The sequence below is a fragment of the Acinetobacter sp. 226-1 genome (genome assembly GCF_030329325.1).
Lineage (GTDB): Bacteria > Pseudomonadota > Gammaproteobacteria > Pseudomonadales > Moraxellaceae > Acinetobacter > Acinetobacter sichuanensis.
This window is the reverse complement of the sequence record NZ_JACANU010000001.1, coordinates 444,942-462,455: the sequence shown is the minus strand read 5'-3', so window position 1 is coordinate 462,455 and position 17,514 is coordinate 444,942. Positions and strand designations below refer to the sequence as shown.

Below are 17,514 nucleotides of genomic sequence, written 5' to 3'. Positions count from 1 at the left end.
ATATTTCACTACAAAATGCACACATTTTTCAGTTCGCTTTTAGATTATTTATTCTAGTAAATACAGGTTAGAATGCTTAAATATAATAAATATCGACGGTTTTTCTGATGCAAGCCAAAGTATTAAATGATCGAAAAGCATTCTTTTTATCTTTACAAAAAATGATGATATTGGGTGTATTTTCTTACCTTTCTCATGCTAGTTTTGCCCAAGACCTCAGTTATTTACAAGCTGAACAATATTTTCTGGAAAACTCATATAGCGCTCAAGCAACTGATGCCTTAAACCAAGCCTCAAAATTGCAGGCAGATGCCGTTAAATATATTGGCTTACCTCGTATTGATTTCAATATTCGTGCTTATAAATTTCATACAGAAACTGATCTTCCACTGAATAATATCAAAAACAATTTAGAGCAAACACTCACTCAAGGGATGAATGAAAGAGTGGATCAATGGCAATCTCAACAAAATATTCCAACCGATCTGACTGACCCACTTAAAGATGGGTTAGGTCAGGGCATTCACAGTGGGATCGGTTTAATTCCCGACAGCGCCAACGTTGTATTAGAGGATGACGTTATTCGCCCTACAGTTTCTGTGATGATGCCTATTTATACAGGTGGGCTATTGTCCGCAACTAAACAGCTTACTCATCTTAAAGCTGAACGTAATGACTTAGAAAGTAAACAACAACAAGATGCTCAACGCTTTGAAATTATTCAAGCTTATTTTAATGTACAGTTACAACAACAACTTTTAGCAGCAAGTCTTTTTAATGTCACTGCCATGCAAAAACATTATCAAAATGCCTTAAAACTTGAGAAACAAGGCTTTATTAGCAAAGGACAGCGTATGCAGTTTGAAGTGGTAAATAACAATGCACAACGTAGTTATCAAAATGCTGTAGCCAACTTACAATCTAGTCAATTTCAATTCAACAATCTATTGAATAAACAAACCATTGATCAGCTCACCACACCATTATTCGTCAATCGCCAGCAAAGCCAATCACTGAATCAATTGCTCGCTTCCTATCCCACAACTTCAAATTTAGTCCGAAAAATGCAAATGGATACGCAACTCGCTGACCAAAATGTGCAATTACAAAGTGCCAGTAAAAAGCCAAATATCTTTGCTTTTGGTGAATATAGCCTCGATCAAAATCAAAATTGGATTGTTGGTGTTGCAGCTCGCTACAATTTATTTTCAGGCATAGATAAAAATAAAAATATTCAAGCAGCCGAATTACAACGCCAAGCGACTGAATTAATGACAGCACGTACCCAGCAAGAAATCGAAAATATCATTTATAAGTCTTATAGCGAGTTAACCACAGCGCAACAGTCAAATCAGCTTTTACAACAAAATGAACTAGCTGCTCAGGAAAATTTAAGAATCCAAACACTATCTTTTAAAGAAGATATGGGAACTGCCACTCAAGTGATTGATGCACAAAATCAACTCAGCGCCTTAAAAACTGAAAAAGCGCTCAATGCTTATAAATATGTGATGGCTCTTGCCACGCTTCTACAAAGTCATGGCTCAATTGATCAATTCAAAAATTATATAAATCAGTCAAATACTGACTATGTTCGTTAAGATGGAGTATAAAATGACACAAGACAATGATCATCAATCGACATCTAAACCCGATCAAAATTTGGCTGATTTAGATACAACAACCGATACACAAGTTGAGCAACATACTCCAAGCCATCCCACAGCACCACAAACAACAGCAAAGAAAAAAGTCATTATTACGATAATGCTTATACTTTTGATTGCATTACTGGGCTTAATTGCTTTTGGTTTATGGAAAAGCTATCAACCCAAAACTGTTGACATACAAGGTCGTGTAGAAGCTGAAACGATTCATATCAGTACGAAAGTACCTAGTCGTATAGAAGAAATTTTAGTGCATGACGGACAAAAAATTCAAAACGGTGAATTAATGATTCGCCTTAGCAGCCCTGAAATTGCAGCCAAAAAGCAACAAGCATTAGCCACTTTACAATCGGCTCTTGCCTTACAATCAACAACTGAACGTGGTTCACAACAAGAAAATATTGCGACTTTATATGCAAATTGGCAAAGTTTAAAAGCACAGGAAAATTTAGCACAAATTACATTTAAACGTGGTGATGTTTTATATCAACAAGGCGTTATTTCTAGACAACGTCGTGATCAAATGCAAGCTGCTGCACTTTCAGCCACGCAGATGACTGAAGCGGCTTATCAACAATATGCTCGCGCCCAACGTGGTAGCACTCCTCAACAAAAATCTAGCGCAGATGCACAGGTTGAAATTGCCAAAGCTGCTGTTGCAGAAGCAAATGCGTTAGAAGCTGAAACAAAGCTATATGCTCCAATCAATGGCACAGTTTCAAAAGTTTATGGTAAAGCGACTGAGTTGGTTGCAATGGGTGTTCCTGTAGTCAGTATTTTACAAGATGAAGATAAATGGGTGAGCTTGAATGTCCGAGAAGATCAATATGCTCAGATCTATCAAAGCAAAAGTTTAGAAGGCTTTATTCCTGCACTCAATCAAACTTTCATGTTTAACATCAGAAATATTGAAGCAGAAGGTGAATTTGCAACCATTAAGACTACTCGTCAAACTGGCGGTTATGATATTCGTAGTTTTAAAGTCACACTCCACCCTGTTCAACCCATCACTGATCTTAAAGTAGGTATGAGTGTAATTTTCAAACTCAAAGAGAGCCAATGATTATGTGGGCAATCCTATATAGAGAATTTCGCTACTTATTAAATAACAAATGGGATTTATGCTTAGTCACACTTGCCCCCTTATTGATTATTATTTTATTCAGTAGCATGTTTTATACAGGTAAAGCTGAACATTTGCCCATTGCAATTATTGATCAAGATCATGGTGAACTGAGTCAAAATATAACCACATATTTAAGTCATAACACTGCTGTTTCTATTTATCTAGTGACAGACAACCCGACTGAAGTCGAAAAATTAATTAATCAAACCAAAATTTGGGGCTATGTTTACATTCCTTCAGGTGCAGAACAGCGCTTAGTCAAAGCACAAGACGCTCAGATCAGTATTGCATATAATCAATCTTATTTTAGTATTGGTAATACAATTTCTTCAGCAATGTTGTTATCTACTGTTGAAGCCATAGCCAACTTTGCTAAAAATGCTCATTTACAAAACAAAATTCCTTATGTTGATCTGGAAACTGCCAATATCAAAATTTCACCACTTTTCAACCCAAACTTAAGTTATGAGTTTTATCTTGAACCTTTCATGATTCCAGCAATTTTACATTTATTGCTGTGTTGTTGTGTGGCTTTTGCTATCGGTCAAGAGCTGAAATATCATACAACAAATGAATGGGTTGGGCATCACTCAGCTTTTAAAGCCTTAATTGCCAAAAATTTGACTTATATTTTAATTTTTTGTTTTTGGACATGGTTATGGATGTTTTGGCTAATTGTCATACGTGGTTGGTTTGTTGCAGGTCAATTATGGCTCATCTTACTGGGACAATTCCTACTATTTACTGCATATGCATTGATCAGTAGCACTGTGGTTTTAGCCACTAAAAACCTTTCTAAAACTTTTGGATTTATTGCAGTTTATGGCGGCTCATCACTTAGTTTTGCAGGGGTGACTCTTCCTTTAAATAATGCGCCTATATTTACTCAGTTTTGGGCAAATATTATTCCCTTTACACCTTATGCAAAGTTACAAACAGAACAATGGGTGGTTGGAAGTCCACTTTATATTTCACTGATCCCGCTTGGGATTTTATTGATTTATTGTGTATTTTACTTGGCAATATCCACTTTTTTACTCCATAAACAGCTTATCAGGAGTAAAAGTCTATGAAATGGCTCTGTGATTTATTCAAATACTACATTCAAACTTTTAAAAATATTGCGAAAAATTCCTCTATTTTAACAACCATGATTTTATCTGTCTTTTTCTACAGTTTTTTTTATCCTGTTGCTTATCAAGCACAAACGGCTGAGCATTTACCTATTATTATTGTAGATGAAGAACAAAGCGCTGTGACACAAATGCTGATTCAACAAGCCAGTAAAAGTCCACATATTGATATTATCGAAATCACCTCAGATTTTGAATATGCCAAACGTCGTGTACAACAACAAAAAGTTGATGGTATTTTATTACTTCCACATAATCTCTCAAGTAGCCTTGCTCGTGGTGAAGTTGGCGGCATAGGACTGTATTTAAGTGCAGCTTATTTTTTACGAACCAAACAAGTTGGGCTTGGGCTTGCCAGTGCAATTGAAAATAGCCTTGCTGAATACACCGAAAAATTTGACAATATCTCTCACTTTAAAATAGCCATACCTATTCATCAAACTCCTCTTTTTAATCCACTCTCTGGCTATGGCAGTTATATTTTTCCTGCCGTTGCACCTTTAATCATTCATCAGACGATTGTTTTGGGTTTGTGTATGTTGATTGCAGCTTATCGAGAAAAAAAATGGCAAAGCTCTGTAACCGAATTTTTTGCAATTTATCTTGCTGCCCTCACGATTGGTTGCCTAGGTTGTTATTATTTATTTGGATTTATATTTTGGTTCAATGACTATCCACGTGGTGGCAATTTCTGGGGTATGTTGATCGCAGTACCCATCTTTGTCAGTAGTACAATCGCAATAGGTATGTTACTCGCAAGTTATTTAGATATTTCTGAACGCGCAGGACACTTAATTGTATTTACCTCGATTCCATTATTTTTACTTTCAGGCGCAGCTTGGCCCTTACAAGCAATGCCTAGTTGGATGCAATATTTTGCTCAGTTATTTCCATCAACTCACGGTATCAATTTATTTATACAGCTCAATCAAATGGGCGTTCCCAGCTCAATCATTGTGCCAAAATTAATTTATTTAGCCACTTTTACGGGCATTGTGATGGTTTGGGCTTATTACCGTTTAGCATATGTTTCACATAAAAAATAAGAATTAATAATATAACTATTATTTATTAAATTAATTAAACTTAACTATAAGATTGGATTATTAAATAAAACTGCATTATTTTTATCCGATCAGAATGTGATTTACAGAAAAAAATTAGAACAAGATTTTAAATAAGCGCAAAATAAAGTATTTTCGAAATACTCCGAATATTTTAAATCTCCCATTTCACGACTCCCACATATTTAGTCGTGGGGGATTTCTGACGTTCATTTTCTCAAGTTTTCGATTTCGCCAAAATCTGAATTTTAAGGGCTCAGCATGAAGAAAATGAAAATTAGCCTCGCTTGGCAAATTGTTATTGCGCTCTTCTTAGGTATTCTCGTGGGGGCGTTTCTACACAACTCTCCCGAATTCCGTGATGATATCGTTGCCAACTTTTTACAACCATTAGGTAAGATTTTTATCAATCTTATCAAGATGATTGTTATTCCTCTTGTGCTGTCAATGCTTATCTTAGGGATTGCCAATGCTGGAGACAGCAAAAGTGTTGGTAAACTTGGCTTCAAAACGATTGTTTATTTTGAAGTCATTACGACTATTGCCATTATTGTTGGTTTAGTTGCTGCAAATGTATTCCAGCCAGGTGCTGGTATTGATATGTCAAAGTTAACAACAACTGACATTTCACAGTATCAACAAACAACTCAAGAAGTTAGCCATCAAGCACATGGATTAGTGAATACTGTTTTATCATTAATTCCATCCAATATTTTTACTGCAATGAATGATGGGCATATGTTGCCGATTATTTTCTTTGCTGTGATATTCGGTATTGGCTTAGGTTCACTCGCTAAAGAAACCAAACAACCTTTGATTGATGTGTTGAAAGCTGTTTCTGAAACTATGTTCAAAGTAACACATATGATCATGATGTTTGCACCTTTTGGTGTATTCGGTTTGATTGCTGCAACGGTTGCTAACTTTGGTTTCAGTTCACTTGTACCATTAATTAAACTGGCTGTACTTGTTTACGGTGCAATCTTCTTCTTTATCTTTATTGTGCTTGGTTTTGTGGCAAAATTCTGTGGATTCAGCATTTGGACAATTATCAAAATCTTAAAAGATGAATTGATTCTTGCCTATTCAACTGCAAGCTCTGAAACCGTTTTACCACGTATGATGGAAAAAATGGAAGCTTATGGTGCGCCTAAATCAATCACCAGCTTTGTTGTACCAATTGGTTATTCATTTAACTTAGATGGTTCAACGCTTTATCAAAGTATTGCAGCGATTTTTATTGCACAGCTTTATGGTATCGACTTAACCATTACTCAACAGGTTGTTTTGGTCTTAACCTTAATGATCACATCTAAAGGGATTGCAGGTGTACCAGGTGTTTCTTTCGTGGTCTTACTGGCAACTTTAGGTAGTGTAGGTATTCCGCTTGAAGGCTTAGCATTTATTGCAGGTATTGACCGTATTTTAGATATGGCACGTACTGTCTTAAATGTGATCGGTAATGCCTTGGCTGTTCTTGTCATTAGTAAATGGGAAGGTCAGTTCGATACTGAAAAACAAAAATCTTATAATTTTGATGCAACGCATTAATTTTTAAGATCTAAATTAGAACCACCTTCGGGTGGTTTTTTTAATATGAGGGTTTGGATAAGTCAAAGAATGGATCTTTTTAAGTGCAATCATTTGTACATTTTCCACTGTTTCACTCTATTCATTAACCACATTTACCTAAAATTCAAGCTTTTATAAACAGGAAAACATCTCCTCTGCTCTATCATTAAAATATCCAATAAAATACATTTTTTCATTATCTTACCCTAGTTATATCATTATCATTTTTTAAATCTAATCAGTGCAAAATAACGCCATATTATTTAAACTCTAAAGTAAAATAAACCATCATTAAAGAACAATGAAACAAGAAAATTCACACCTTCCCTACTGGAAAACTGCTGACCATTTGTTTGGTTGTTATGGTGCGATCATTTTTTGTCTGCTGGCTTTCGTTAATATTATGCCGCTAGGTTGGTTTGGCTGCTCTGTTTTAGGCTATGCACTTGGTCGTCTCATTTATTTTGTGTTACAACAATTACATACTCAACCCATTTACAGCCCTACTACCCCAGCCAAAAATATCACACCGCAACCGACACGTTTAGTAAAATCTATAACACAAGAAAGTGTCTCACCTGAACAAAAATTACTCAACGATTTTTTAAAACTTCAGTTTCAAGTTCATGATTTATTCACAGCTCAAGCCAATACAAAGTTTCAAGACATTCATGCTCTAATCATTGTATTGGTTCAAAAATATAAGCGCTCACCAGATCAAGCAACAAAAAATGAAATATTAAACATTCAAAAAATTATTAATAACTACTTAGAACCAACCATACACAATTACCAAGAACTACCTGTCTTATTTCTAGATCGAAAAATGAATCATGAATATAGCCCAAATGAATTGATGGAACAGCAATTAGACCTGATTCATCATCAGCTTTTAGAAATCAGCCAATATATCTTTCAAAATGATTTTGACCGATTGGCAATGCATGGAGAATTTCTAAAACAAAAATTAAAACCTCCTGTATTTTTTAAAGTTGGACAAGAGCTTTCTGCTCAACAAGACACTTAAAAATAAAATAGATAACTGAGAATATTTATGTTTAAAAATTGGATTTTTGTTCATTTTTGCTGGATTGTTTTGGTCTTGGCACTTATTCAAACTGAGCAAAAACCTATTACAGATGAGATCACGACAGCGCAACTTGAAACATTAAATACTGCAAAACAAATAAATGTTCGTACACCCACATCTGAGCGAGATGCATCATTCTCGACTACAGATACCACCCACACTGTTTCAAATGCATCGATCTTGATCAATCAAAACCAAGCAACTGAGAAAAAGTCTCTCATCAATTTTAAGGATATTATTGCAGACTCAGAATTACATTATGTAGGAGTATATGAATCCAATGCACGTGAATATACTCAAACTGAACAACGACAACGCAAAACAGAATGTGAAAGCCAAGCGAATAACCCACATTCAAGTAAAGTTGCGAGTGACTGTTGGCATTATGCTTATCGAGCTGAAAAAAAGAATGTTGAAGATACTGTGACTGTTAATATTAATAGTCATCGAAAAGTTTCTCTTATTTTAACCTCTTATGACCCTGTGAAATGGGTCATTCAAGGCAATACCCAAAATTTAAAGCTAGTTTATATTTCGGGTTATCACGCGTCTGACATTGTGCCTCGACTTTCAAGCTCAACCAAAACCTATTCAAATTTTTATGAAGCAACAACATGTTCATTTTGTCTTGGTAGCGATATTCCTTATTTTTATGGTTATGAAAATTCAGGTGATTTGCAAAGTAAAATTCAGCAATATTTCAAGACTCCTTTAACCAGTTTCCAAGGGGCTTATAGTGCAAAAAATGTGTATATCAATTAATTTCCACTGATTCCAATCCTGCTTTTAGCAGTAAAAAACCACCACTTTTATAGTGTACAAATGATTTGCAGTGGTTTTACTGAAGTGATTTTTCCACTAAATTTTCATCAAATAATTCAAAGCTAAAAACACAATTTGTAATGCAATAATCACTCCAAACCATATCCATCCTTTTTGACGTAGTGCAACCCGATCTATACTTTGATAATTGACTGTTTTAATCATTTTGGCACCTCATTCATTCTTCACTGAATTGATACGTTTTGGAGCAAAAATCTTTCTGTATAAGAACAATCTAAATGAAGCAAAAAATAAACCAAGTTTTGAAATGTAACTAAAGATTATTTTTCACTCAATTTTAAACACATACGCAAAGAAAAAGCCTCTTTCGGGGCTTCTTCAAATCAATTGATATTTAAATAGTTAAAAATATCAACCAATAAATTTACGCGCATTACGGAACATACGTAACCATGCACCATCTTCAGTCCACTCTTCAGGTTTCCAAGAATGCTGAATCGCACGGAAGTTACGCTCAGGGTGCGGCATCATGATCGTTGCACGACCATCTTTCGACGTCACACCAGAAATCGCTTCAGGCGAACCATTCGGGTTCAATGGATAGTGTTGAGTTGCATTACCCAAGCTGTCGACATAACGCAAAATCACTTGATTACCTGCATTCAATGATGCAAAGTTTTCAGCAGTCGTTTCCGCACGACCTTCACCATGCGCCACAGCGATTGGTAAAATTGAACCTTCCATGCCTTCTAAAAGAATCGATGGAGATTTTTCAACTTTTACATTCACAACACGTGCTTCAAACATTTCAGAGGTATTGCGGCGGAAACGCGGCCAATTGTCTGCACCCGGAATCAACGGTGCAAGCTGTGCAAGCATCTGACAACCATTACAAATACCGACAGAGAAGGTATTATCACGGTTAAAGAATTTCTCAAATTGATCACGCAGTTTAGGGTTGAACAATACAGATTTCGCCCAGCCACCGCCTGCACCCAATACGTCACCGTAAGAGAAACCGCCACACGCCACTAAACCTTCAAAGTCGTCTAAATCAATACGACCTGAGAGTAAATCGCTCATATGAACGTCAACTGTATTGAAGCCAACTTTGTCAAATGCCGCAGCCATTTCTACATGACCATTTACGCCTTGTTCACGTAAAATCATCATGTTTGGACGACGTTCGTTGATGTACGGCGCTTCTACAGGCTCATTTAAGTCAAATGTTGGTAATGCAATCAGACCTTTATGTTCTGTATTGGCAATCAAACTATATTCTTGATCTGCCGTTTCTACGTTGTCACGTAAACGCTGGATTTGATGTGAAACTTCAGTCCATGCTTGTTGTAATTCAGCACGGCTTAAGCTCAAACCATTTACGGTTAAGGTGTCTGTATCGTTAACCGTACCGACAACTGCAATCGCATCTTTTAATACAGATGCTGCAACTTCGTCTGCTAATGTTGCCCAATCTGCTTTAGAAATTTGCAATACTGCACCAATTTCTTCTGCAAATAAGCTTTCAGTTGATTGATCTTCAAGTGCAACACCTAAACGTGCAGCGAACATCATTTCTGCAACAGTTGCGACTAAACCACCATCACCGATGTCATGGTACGCTTTGATCAAGCCACGATTGTTCCAGTCCTGAACCAATGCAAAGAATGCTTTGAAATCGTCAAAGTTATCGACATCAGGAGTCACTGAACCGATTGCTTTATACACTTGCGCAAGGATCGAACCACCAAGACGGAACTGACCTTTAGACAAATCAATACGAACAAGCAATGAATCTTCATTTTTCAGTTCAGGAGTCAGTGTTTTACGTACATCAAGTACAGGAGCAAATGCAGTGATTACACCTGACATTGGTGAAGTGACTGATTTGTTTTCACCTTCGTCATTCCACGTGGTACGCATAGACAATGAGTCTTTACCGACAGGAATTGCAATACCGAGCGCAGGACACATTTCCATACCGATGGCTTTTACACCTTCGAATAATGCCTGATCTTCGCCTTGCTGACCTGCTGCTGCCATCCAGTTTGCAGACAATTTAATGTCGCTGATCTGCTCAATGTTGGCACACATGATATTTGAAATGGACTCAGCCACTGCCAAACGTGCAGAAGCTGCAGGATTTAACAATGCCACAGGTGGACGTTCACCCATTGCCATTGCTTCGCCTGTGTAGCCTTGTAAGCTTGTCGTCGTTACTGCTGCATCAGCAACAGGAACCTGCCAGCGACCTACAAACTGATCACGTGCAACCATCCCTGTGATTGAACGGTCACCAATGGTGATCAGGAATGATTTAGATGCAACAGTTGGGTTTTTAAGAACACGGAAAATCGCATCTTTTAAATCCACCACTTTTGCAGCAGTGAAATCATCGCCTTTACGTTCTATGGTTTCATATGAACGACTCATACGCGGTGTACCACCAAGCATGACTTGCATTGGCATATCCACAGCTTTGTTGTCAAACAATGGATCATTTACAGTCAACTGACGTGCTTCAGTCGCTTCACCCAATACCGCAAATGGGCAACGCTCACGCGCACAGATCGATTCAAATAATTCTAAAGATTCAGGTTTGATCGCAAGTACATAACGTTCTTGCGCTTCATTTGACCAGATCTCCATAGGAGACATGCCCGGTTCCAAAGATGGAATCTTACGCAGGTCAAGGATTGCGCCTAATTCGTGGTCATTGACCAGTTCAGGCATGGCATTGGAAATACCACCCGCACCCACGTCATGTACAGATACGATTGGGTTGAAGTCTTCCATGCGCCAGCAAGTGTCAATCACTTCCTGACAACGGCGTTCCATTTCAGGGTTTTCACGCTGAACAGATGCAAAATCAAGGCTTTCACCGAGTTTACCACTGTCCACAGAAGATGCTGCACCACCGCCTAAACCAATCAGCATTGCAGGACCACCGAGAACGATGAGTAAATCGCCCGGTTGGATTGCATCTTTTTCGACATGGTCAGGACGGATGTTACCGTAACCACCTGCGATCATGATTGGCTTATGGAAGCCTTTTACATCACCATTAACATTTTGTTCAAAAGTACGGAAGTAACCATTTAATGCAGGACGACCAAATTCGTTGTTAAATGCTGCGCCACCCAAAGGACCATCAATCATGATCTGTAAAGGTGAAGCCATACGCGATGGTTTGCCGTAGTTATCTTCCCAAGGCTGTTCAAAGCCCGGAATGTTCAAGTTAGAAACCGTAAAACCAGTTAAACCTGCTTTTGGTTTACCACCACGACCTGTTGCGCCTTCATCACGGATTTCACCGCCTGAACCTGTCGCCGCACCTGCAAATGGTGCAATCGCTGTAGGGTGGTTATGCGTTTCCACTTTCATTAAGATGTGGGCAGCTTGGCTCTTGTATTTATAAACGTGATGCCCTGTTTCTTCGTCTTTTTTCGGATAGAAACGCTGAGTATCAAAGCCCACGATTACAGAAGCATTGTCTTTATACGCTGACAATACATCTGTAGGCGATTCTTTATAGGTATTTTTAATCATCTGGAACAATGACAATGGTTGTACTTCACCATCAATTGTCCATTCAGAACCAAAGATTTTATGACGGCAATGCTCTGAGTTTGCCTGAGCAAACATCATCAATTCGATATCGTGTGGGTTACGACCCAATTTATTAAATGCCGCAACCAGATAATCAATTTCTTCATCAGAAAGTGCAAAACCAAACTCTGAGTTGGCTTTAACCAGCGCATCTTTACCCTGACCCAAGATATCAATTGAGTTCAGTGGCTTAGGTTCAGTTTCTGAGAATAATGCAGCAGCATCTTCAATCTGGTTGAAAACACTTTCCGTCATACGGTCATGTAAAACTTGTTTTACTGCGTCTGAAACGTCTGAAATACCCTTTAAAGTAAACAAAACACCGCGTTCAAGGCGGTGTACAGGCGTATTACAGTTGGCAAAAATATCGGTTGCCTTTGACGACCACGGCGAAATTGTACCTAAACGTGGCGTCACTAAAATCTGGACTTCATCACTTGCAGCCTGACGTACTTCAAACGATGCGCCATCGTTTAAAAGTTGTAACGCAGATTGCTGTTGTTGCTCGCTGAGCGCTTGGTCAAACAGATAGACCCATTGGCTTTCTATTGATTGAACAGAACTGATAGACGATAGACGGTTTAAGAGTTGTGTTTGCTTAAAAGAAGAATGTGCGGGTGCACCGGCAATGATAAACATGCTGTTTTTGGCTCCACGGGCAGGTCGGACAGATCCTACCGCAATGTGACTTGAGAGAGCGCATATTCTACTGTGAAAGCAGATTTTCAGCTAGTCATCTACAGCTTAAAAAATTAAGTTTTCTTTATTTAAAATGCGCTATTTACTTTGACTTTGTGGCTCAAACATGATTAGTAACAATTGATTAATATAAAACGATAAGCCCATTTTTCAGTTTATTATGTTTATTTCTTCTAAGGTGCTCCTTTAATAAATCGTTGCCATCTAGCTACTTTATTCTTTTTAATTTGCATTTCAACCCATATGGTGTCACTATAACACTTATTAAATCACAACAAAAATTGAAATGACTATGACCGAAATTAAGTTTTATAGCACACAAGATGAATTTGGCGAGCTTTCCAACTTTGCCCATTTTCCGATCAAACTTGATGGAAAAATGTGGCACACCACCGAACATTATTTTCAAGCACAAAAGTTTGCAGATAAACAGTATCAAGAAAAAATTCGTAGTGAAAAATCACCCATGATCGCTGCTCGTTTAGGACGTGATCGTAAACAAAAATTGCGTAAAGATTGGGAATCCGTAAAAAATAATGTCATGAAAAAAGCATTACTTGCTAAATTTACTCAACATGAAGATTTAAAAAACTTGTTAATTTCTACAGGTGAGGCAAAGCTGATTGAGCATACAGAAAATGATGCTTATTGGGGCAATGGTGGTGATGAAAAAGGTAAAAACTTTTTAGGTATTTTACTCATGCAAGTTCGCGAAGAATTAATTACATCAAATACTTAAATTTCTAGTTAAATTTGGGTATAAGACAAACTATGTCGTCCTGCTCTAGTACATTCAGCATAAATTTGGCATGATGAAAGCAACGAAGAAACGAAAAACGATAAATGACTCAAATGCGTTGGTTAGAGCTGCTCTCCACAGTTCGAATTGGTAGTAAAAAACAAAGTACAGAACAAGCACGTAGCCCATTTCATAAAGACTATGACCGCATTATATTTTCGCAAAGTTTTCGACAACTCAACCGTAAAACTCAGGTTCATCCACTGACACAACACGATGGCATTCACACACGGCTCACTCATTCGCTTGAGGTGTCTTGTATTGGACGTTCACTCGGCATGCTTGCCGCAGAAAAAATTCAAGATGAACTGCCTGTATGGATTTCCCCTGCCGATGTTGGCGCAATCATCCAAGCTGCCTGTTTAGCGCACGATATTGGCAATCCACCCTTTGGGCATGCAGGTGAATATGCAATTCGAGAATGGTTTGACGATGCATCACACACTGACTTTTTAAAAGATTTAAGCCCTGAACAGCAAGCTGATGTGCGTCAATTTGAAGGCAATGCTCAAGGTTTACGTTTACTCACTAAAATTGATTATCATCCCAACGATGGTGGTATGCGCCTTACTTACGCAACCTTAGGGGCTTACTTAAAGTACCCTTGGTTGTCTAAAACCATCGAATCTCAAGGCAATACCCCTGCAAATAAGCGTGCCAAGTTTGGTTGCTACCAAGCAGAAAAAGAAATTTTAAAGCAGATTGCAGACCAACTTGGTTTGATTCAACTTGGTGAATATCAATGGTGTCGTCATCCGCTGACGTATTTATTAGAGGCGGCTGATGATATTTGTTATGCCCTCATTGATTTGGAAGATGGCATTATTTTAAATATGCTGTCTTATGAAGAAGTTGAACCGATTTTCCTGAATTTGTTGGGTGATTATGGTATGCCTGCGGAATTGAGTATGCCCTATACCACTTGGCAACAAAAAATCGCAGCTTTGCGTGGTCGTGTCATGAAACGTTTGGTCGATGAAGTGACCACTGCTTTTGCCAAGCAACACTTTCAGATTCTTTCGGGACAGCTAAAAGGTTCGTTATTACAATATTGTGCTGAAGATATTGAAATTGGGATTGAAAAAGCAAAGAATTTGGCACGTGAAAAAATCTTTGAGCATCCACAAAAGTCAGGTTTGGAAATTATTGCCCATCAAAGTTTGCAACATATCTTGGATGCCTTTATTCCACTCACAACACCGAACAAGACTTTGAGTTTTAAAGATGGTCGTTTAATGTCGATTTTAGATCGCTTTGGCGCACGTTTGAGTGATGATCATTATGACAATATTATGCAAGTGTTAGATATTGTCAGTAAGTTTTCAGACCATCAGGCTTATAACTTGGCACAAGAGTTACAAGGTAATAAGGTGGGGTTTTTCTAAAATTTTAAATAGTAAAATTCATGAGTAATTGAATGAAAGAGATATTTAAGGAATTAATTGAAAATTTCTATCCACTTATTGCACTAAGCATACTTATAGGTGGAGTAATTTTAGTCTTTAATCTATTGAATAACATTGAAGTCAAATACTCAAAACCATATGTCCCATTAACACTTGAAGAAAGACTGAAACAACTTCCACCAACAGCTAAACGACTTAGTGATGAAGCTCAGCTCATTTTCCCAGAGAAATTGACTCAACCTGAATCGTTTAATTTTGATTGGACTCATAATAGACGTGTACTAAAAATTAAAGTCCCTAAAACACAGTTGACAGATGAGAGTCTTAAAACATTTTATATAAATCTGTATTTGAAAAATAATTGGATCATTCTTGAAAATGAATATACCTATTTATTTGAACATCAGTTAACAGGAGATCATAGCTGTATTGATAAAGACACTTCGGATGGCTTAAGTTATCGGCTTGTTACTTTTGCAACTAAAGGTGCGCTATGCTATTAATTTAAACAGTTCATTTTGCCAACTTTTCAATTTATCTCTATTATTCAACCATGAACAAAATAAGTGAACACATGCAATGATCGGATGTCTAATTGGTGAAGTCTTGGCTTTAGAAGCACCTACAGTACTTTTAAATGTAAATGGTGTGGGTTATGAAATTGACACACCGCTTTCAACCTTTTGCCAACTGCAAAAAGGTCAGAAAGTCACCCTGTGGACACATTTAGCCGTCCGTGAAGATGCACAACTACTCTATGGTTTTTTAAATCAACAAGAGAAAATCATTTTCCGTACCTTATTAAAAGTCAATGGCGTTGGTCCTAAAATGGCTTTAGGCATTTTATCTACACTCAGTGTGGAAATGCTGATTCATACGGTTGAAAATGGTGATGTTAAAATCTTAGTCAAAGTTCCAGGTGTTGGTGCAAAAACTGCTGAACGCTTAATGATCGAACTACGTGATCGTTTTAAAGCATTTTCTACAGGTGCTGCGGCAAGCGGTACAAGTACCACACAAATTCAATTTACAGGCAACTCTGCTGTTGCAGAAGCCGAAGCCGCTTTACAATCTTTGGGTTATAAACCTGCCGAAGCGCAAAAGTTAGTCAATGCGGCAAAAGGTGATTTTATTGAAGCAAGCGATATCATCCGTGCCGCTTTAAAATCGATGAATAAGTAATTTTAAATTATAAACTTCCAGCAAATATTCGATATGCGTAAAAGTCATCCGCAACTGTCTGAGGCAGGACTACTTTTGAAATATCATGTTTCTGCGATATATTTGAAAAAGCTCGGTAGTTGACGAGTTTTGCGGATGACAATGCTTTTGCTTACTTTTGGCGAAACAAAAGTAAGGCGAACCGCAGGTTTAACCTAAAATTTAAACTTTATCGATAAAACTCCGTAGTAATGAGCATTATCAAAATTCATAATGGCATTATTAACAAAACAATTTCGGAAATTAGATTTATAAACCCTATGCAAGACCGTTTAATCAGTGGTTCTGAAAAACCCGAAGATCATTTTGATCGTGCCATTCGTCCAACTTCACTCGATGACTACATTGGTCAGCCTGTGGTGCGTGAACAAATGGAAATTTTTATTGGTGCAGCGCGCGGACGAGGCGAAGCCCTTGATCACACCTTAATTTTTGGACCACCGGGTTTAGGTAAAACCACACTCGCCAATATTATTGCCCGTGAAATGGGAGGAAATCTCAAATCCACTTCGGGTCCTGTATTGGAACGTGCGGGTGATTTGGCAGCCATGCTGACTAATCTCGAAGAAGGTGATGTACTCTTTATTGACGAAATTCACCGCCTATCCCCTGTCATTGAGGAAATTCTCTACCCTGCAATGGAAGATTATCAACTCGATATTATGATTGGTGAAGGACCTGCGGCACGTTCCATCAAACTGGATTTGCCACCATTTACCCTCGTTGCAGCAACGACACGAGCAGGTTTACTGACTTCGCCTTTGCGTGATCGCTTTGGCATCGTGCAACGTCTTGAGTTTTATTCCGTTGAAGACTTGACTCATATCGTCACCCGATCAGCAAACTTGATGGATGTTCCAATGACACATGATGGTGCAATTGAAGTTGCCCGTCGTTCGCGCGGTACGCCTCGTATTGCTAACCGACTGCTACGTCGTGTCCGTGACTATGCACAGGTCAAAGGCACAGGCGAAGTGACGCAGGAAATGGCGCAACGCGCTTTAGATATGCTGAATGTTGATAAAGATGGTTTAGATACTTTGGACCGTCGTTACTTGTCGATGCTATTGGAACGTTTCGATGGCGGTCCTGCGGGAGTGGAAGCATTAGCTGCCGCTATGGCAGAAGATTCAGGGACTTTGGAAGATGTGATTGAACCTTACTTGATTCAGCAAGGTTATGCGATGCGTACCGCACGTGGTCGTATTGCCACTAATCAAGCATATTTACAGTTTGGAATGATACCACCTGAACCAAAGAATTAGTTTTTTAGCTTATGGTGTTTTTGTTTCTAATTTCACCATAAGCTAATAAAACTCAATAGCTCTCTACTTTGGAGTAAAAT

Annotated in this window: 14 protein-coding genes; 12 read left to right on the top strand and 2 right to left on the bottom strand. The window is 38.0% G+C overall.

What is annotated here, in order from left to right; translation table 11 throughout:
- The first annotated feature begins 161 nt into the window (after positions 1-161).
- The 7 genes from HX124_RS02150 to HX124_RS02120 all read left to right on the top strand — a co-directional run bounded on the left by HX124_RS02150 (position 162) and on the right by HX124_RS02120 (position 8,414).
- The gene (locus HX124_RS02150; protein WP_286381949.1) at positions 162-1,601 is read left to right on the top strand and encodes a TolC family protein; all 1,440 of its coding nucleotides are present in this window, start codon (positions 162-164) and stop codon (positions 1,599-1,601) included.
- A gap of 13 nt (positions 1,602-1,614) precedes the next feature.
- Positions 1,615-2,730: an HlyD family secretion protein gene (locus tag HX124_RS02145; protein WP_502872797.1), complete on the top strand. Its 1,116-nt coding sequence runs from the start codon at positions 1,615-1,617 to the stop codon at positions 2,728-2,730.
- A 2-nt stretch (positions 2,731-2,732) separates the two neighbouring features.
- Positions 2,733-3,866, top strand: coding sequence for an ABC transporter permease (locus HX124_RS02140; RefSeq protein ID WP_286381802.1), 1,134 nt, complete (start codon positions 2,733-2,735; stop codon positions 3,864-3,866).
- Positions 3,863-4,972: an ABC transporter permease gene (locus HX124_RS02135; protein WP_286381801.1), complete on the top strand. Its 1,110-nt coding sequence runs from the start codon at positions 3,863-3,865 to the stop codon at positions 4,970-4,972. The genes HX124_RS02140 and HX124_RS02135 overlap by 4 nt, the downstream gene beginning before the upstream one ends.
- Positions 4,973-5,251: 279 nt before the next feature.
- On the top strand, positions 5,252-6,541 hold the full coding sequence (gene gltP / locus HX124_RS02130) for a glutamate/aspartate:proton symporter GltP (RefSeq protein ID WP_286381800.1): 1,290 nt from the start codon (positions 5,252-5,254) through the stop codon (positions 6,539-6,541).
- Positions 6,542-6,863: 322 nt separating this feature from the next.
- Entirely contained in the window at positions 6,864-7,589 is a 726-nt protein-coding gene (locus HX124_RS02125; RefSeq protein WP_286381799.1) for a hypothetical protein, read from the top strand.
- A gap of 27 nt (positions 7,590-7,616) precedes the next feature.
- Positions 7,617-8,414 carry a hypothetical protein gene (locus tag HX124_RS02120; protein ID WP_286381798.1) on the top strand — a complete coding sequence of 266 codons (798 nt, stop codon included), beginning with the start codon at positions 7,617-7,619 and terminating at the stop codon, positions 8,412-8,414.
- Between the two features lie 96 nt (positions 8,415-8,510).
- Here HX124_RS02120 and HX124_RS02115 read toward each other — a convergent pair whose 3' ends face one another.
- Entirely contained in the window at positions 8,511-8,639 is a 129-nt protein-coding gene (locus tag HX124_RS02115) for a KGW motif small protein (protein WP_286381797.1), read from the bottom strand.
- 207 nt (positions 8,640-8,846) lie between these two features.
- Positions 8,847-12,683: a phosphoribosylformylglycinamidine synthase gene (purL, locus tag HX124_RS02110; RefSeq protein ID WP_286381796.1), complete on the bottom strand. Its 3,837-nt coding sequence runs from the start codon at positions 12,681-12,683 to the stop codon at positions 8,847-8,849.
- Positions 12,684-13,035: 352 nt separating this feature from the next.
- On the opposite strand from purL, the gene ybiA reads away from it, so the two are divergent.
- From ybiA to ruvB, 5 genes are all read left to right on the top strand, one after another.
- Positions 13,036-13,482, top strand: coding sequence for a riboflavin biosynthesis intermediates N-glycosidase (ybiA, locus tag HX124_RS02105; protein WP_286381795.1), 447 nt, complete (start codon positions 13,036-13,038; stop codon positions 13,480-13,482).
- Between the two features lie 104 nt (positions 13,483-13,586).
- Complete coding sequence (locus tag HX124_RS02100; RefSeq protein ID WP_286381794.1) at positions 13,587-14,927, top strand: deoxyguanosinetriphosphate triphosphohydrolase; 1,341 nt, start codon at positions 13,587-13,589, stop codon at positions 14,925-14,927.
- A gap of 32 nt (positions 14,928-14,959) precedes the next feature.
- A complete protein-coding gene (locus HX124_RS02095) occupies positions 14,960-15,451 on the top strand; it encodes a hypothetical protein (RefSeq protein ID WP_286381793.1) in 492 nt (163 codons plus the stop codon).
- A 76-nt stretch (positions 15,452-15,527) separates the two neighbouring features.
- On the top strand, positions 15,528-16,130 hold the full coding sequence (gene ruvA / locus HX124_RS02090) for a Holliday junction branch migration protein RuvA (RefSeq protein WP_286381792.1): 603 nt from the start codon (positions 15,528-15,530) through the stop codon (positions 16,128-16,130).
- 299 nt (positions 16,131-16,429) lie between these two features.
- Positions 16,430-17,434 carry a Holliday junction branch migration DNA helicase RuvB gene (gene ruvB, locus HX124_RS02085; protein ID WP_286377750.1) on the top strand — a complete coding sequence of 335 codons (1,005 nt, stop codon included), beginning with the start codon at positions 16,430-16,432 and terminating at the stop codon, positions 17,432-17,434.
- Positions 17,435-17,514: the final 80 nt, after the last annotated feature.

What these genes read in the sequence shown, in the direction of transcription:
- ruvB (WP_286377750.1), top strand. Translation starts at nt 16,430, where the DNA reads ATGCAAGACCGTTTAATCAGTGGTTCTGAAAAACCCGAAGATCATTTT.
- HX124_RS02095 (WP_286381793.1), top strand. Translation starts at nt 14,960, where the DNA reads ATGAAAGAGATATTTAAGGAATTAATTGAAAATTTCTATCCACTTATT.
- purL (WP_286381796.1), bottom strand. Translation starts at nt 12,683, where the DNA reads ATGTTTATCATTGCCGGTGCACCCGCACATTCTTCTTTTAAGCAAACA.
- HX124_RS02120 (WP_286381798.1), top strand. Translation starts at nt 7,617, where the DNA reads ATGTTTAAAAATTGGATTTTTGTTCATTTTTGCTGGATTGTTTTGGTC.
- HX124_RS02135 (WP_286381801.1), top strand. Translation starts at nt 3,863, where the DNA reads ATGAAATGGCTCTGTGATTTATTCAAATACTACATTCAAACTTTTAAA.
- HX124_RS02115 (WP_286381797.1), bottom strand. Translation starts at nt 8,639, where the DNA reads ATGATTAAAACAGTCAATTATCAAAGTATAGATCGGGTTGCACTACGT.
- HX124_RS02100 (WP_286381794.1), top strand. Translation starts at nt 13,587, where the DNA reads ATGACTCAAATGCGTTGGTTAGAGCTGCTCTCCACAGTTCGAATTGGT.
- HX124_RS02145 (WP_502872797.1), top strand. Translation starts at nt 1,615, where the DNA reads ATGACACAAGACAATGATCATCAATCGACATCTAAACCCGATCAAAAT.
- HX124_RS02150 (WP_286381949.1), top strand. Translation starts at nt 162, where the DNA reads ATGATGATATTGGGTGTATTTTCTTACCTTTCTCATGCTAGTTTTGCC.
- gltP (WP_286381800.1), top strand. Translation starts at nt 5,252, where the DNA reads ATGAAGAAAATGAAAATTAGCCTCGCTTGGCAAATTGTTATTGCGCTC.
- HX124_RS02140 (WP_286381802.1), top strand. Translation starts at nt 2,733, where the DNA reads ATGTGGGCAATCCTATATAGAGAATTTCGCTACTTATTAAATAACAAA.
- ybiA (WP_286381795.1), top strand. Translation starts at nt 13,036, where the DNA reads ATGACCGAAATTAAGTTTTATAGCACACAAGATGAATTTGGCGAGCTT.
- HX124_RS02125 (WP_286381799.1), top strand. Translation starts at nt 6,864, where the DNA reads ATGAAACAAGAAAATTCACACCTTCCCTACTGGAAAACTGCTGACCAT.
- ruvA (WP_286381792.1), top strand. Translation starts at nt 15,528, where the DNA reads ATGATCGGATGTCTAATTGGTGAAGTCTTGGCTTTAGAAGCACCTACA.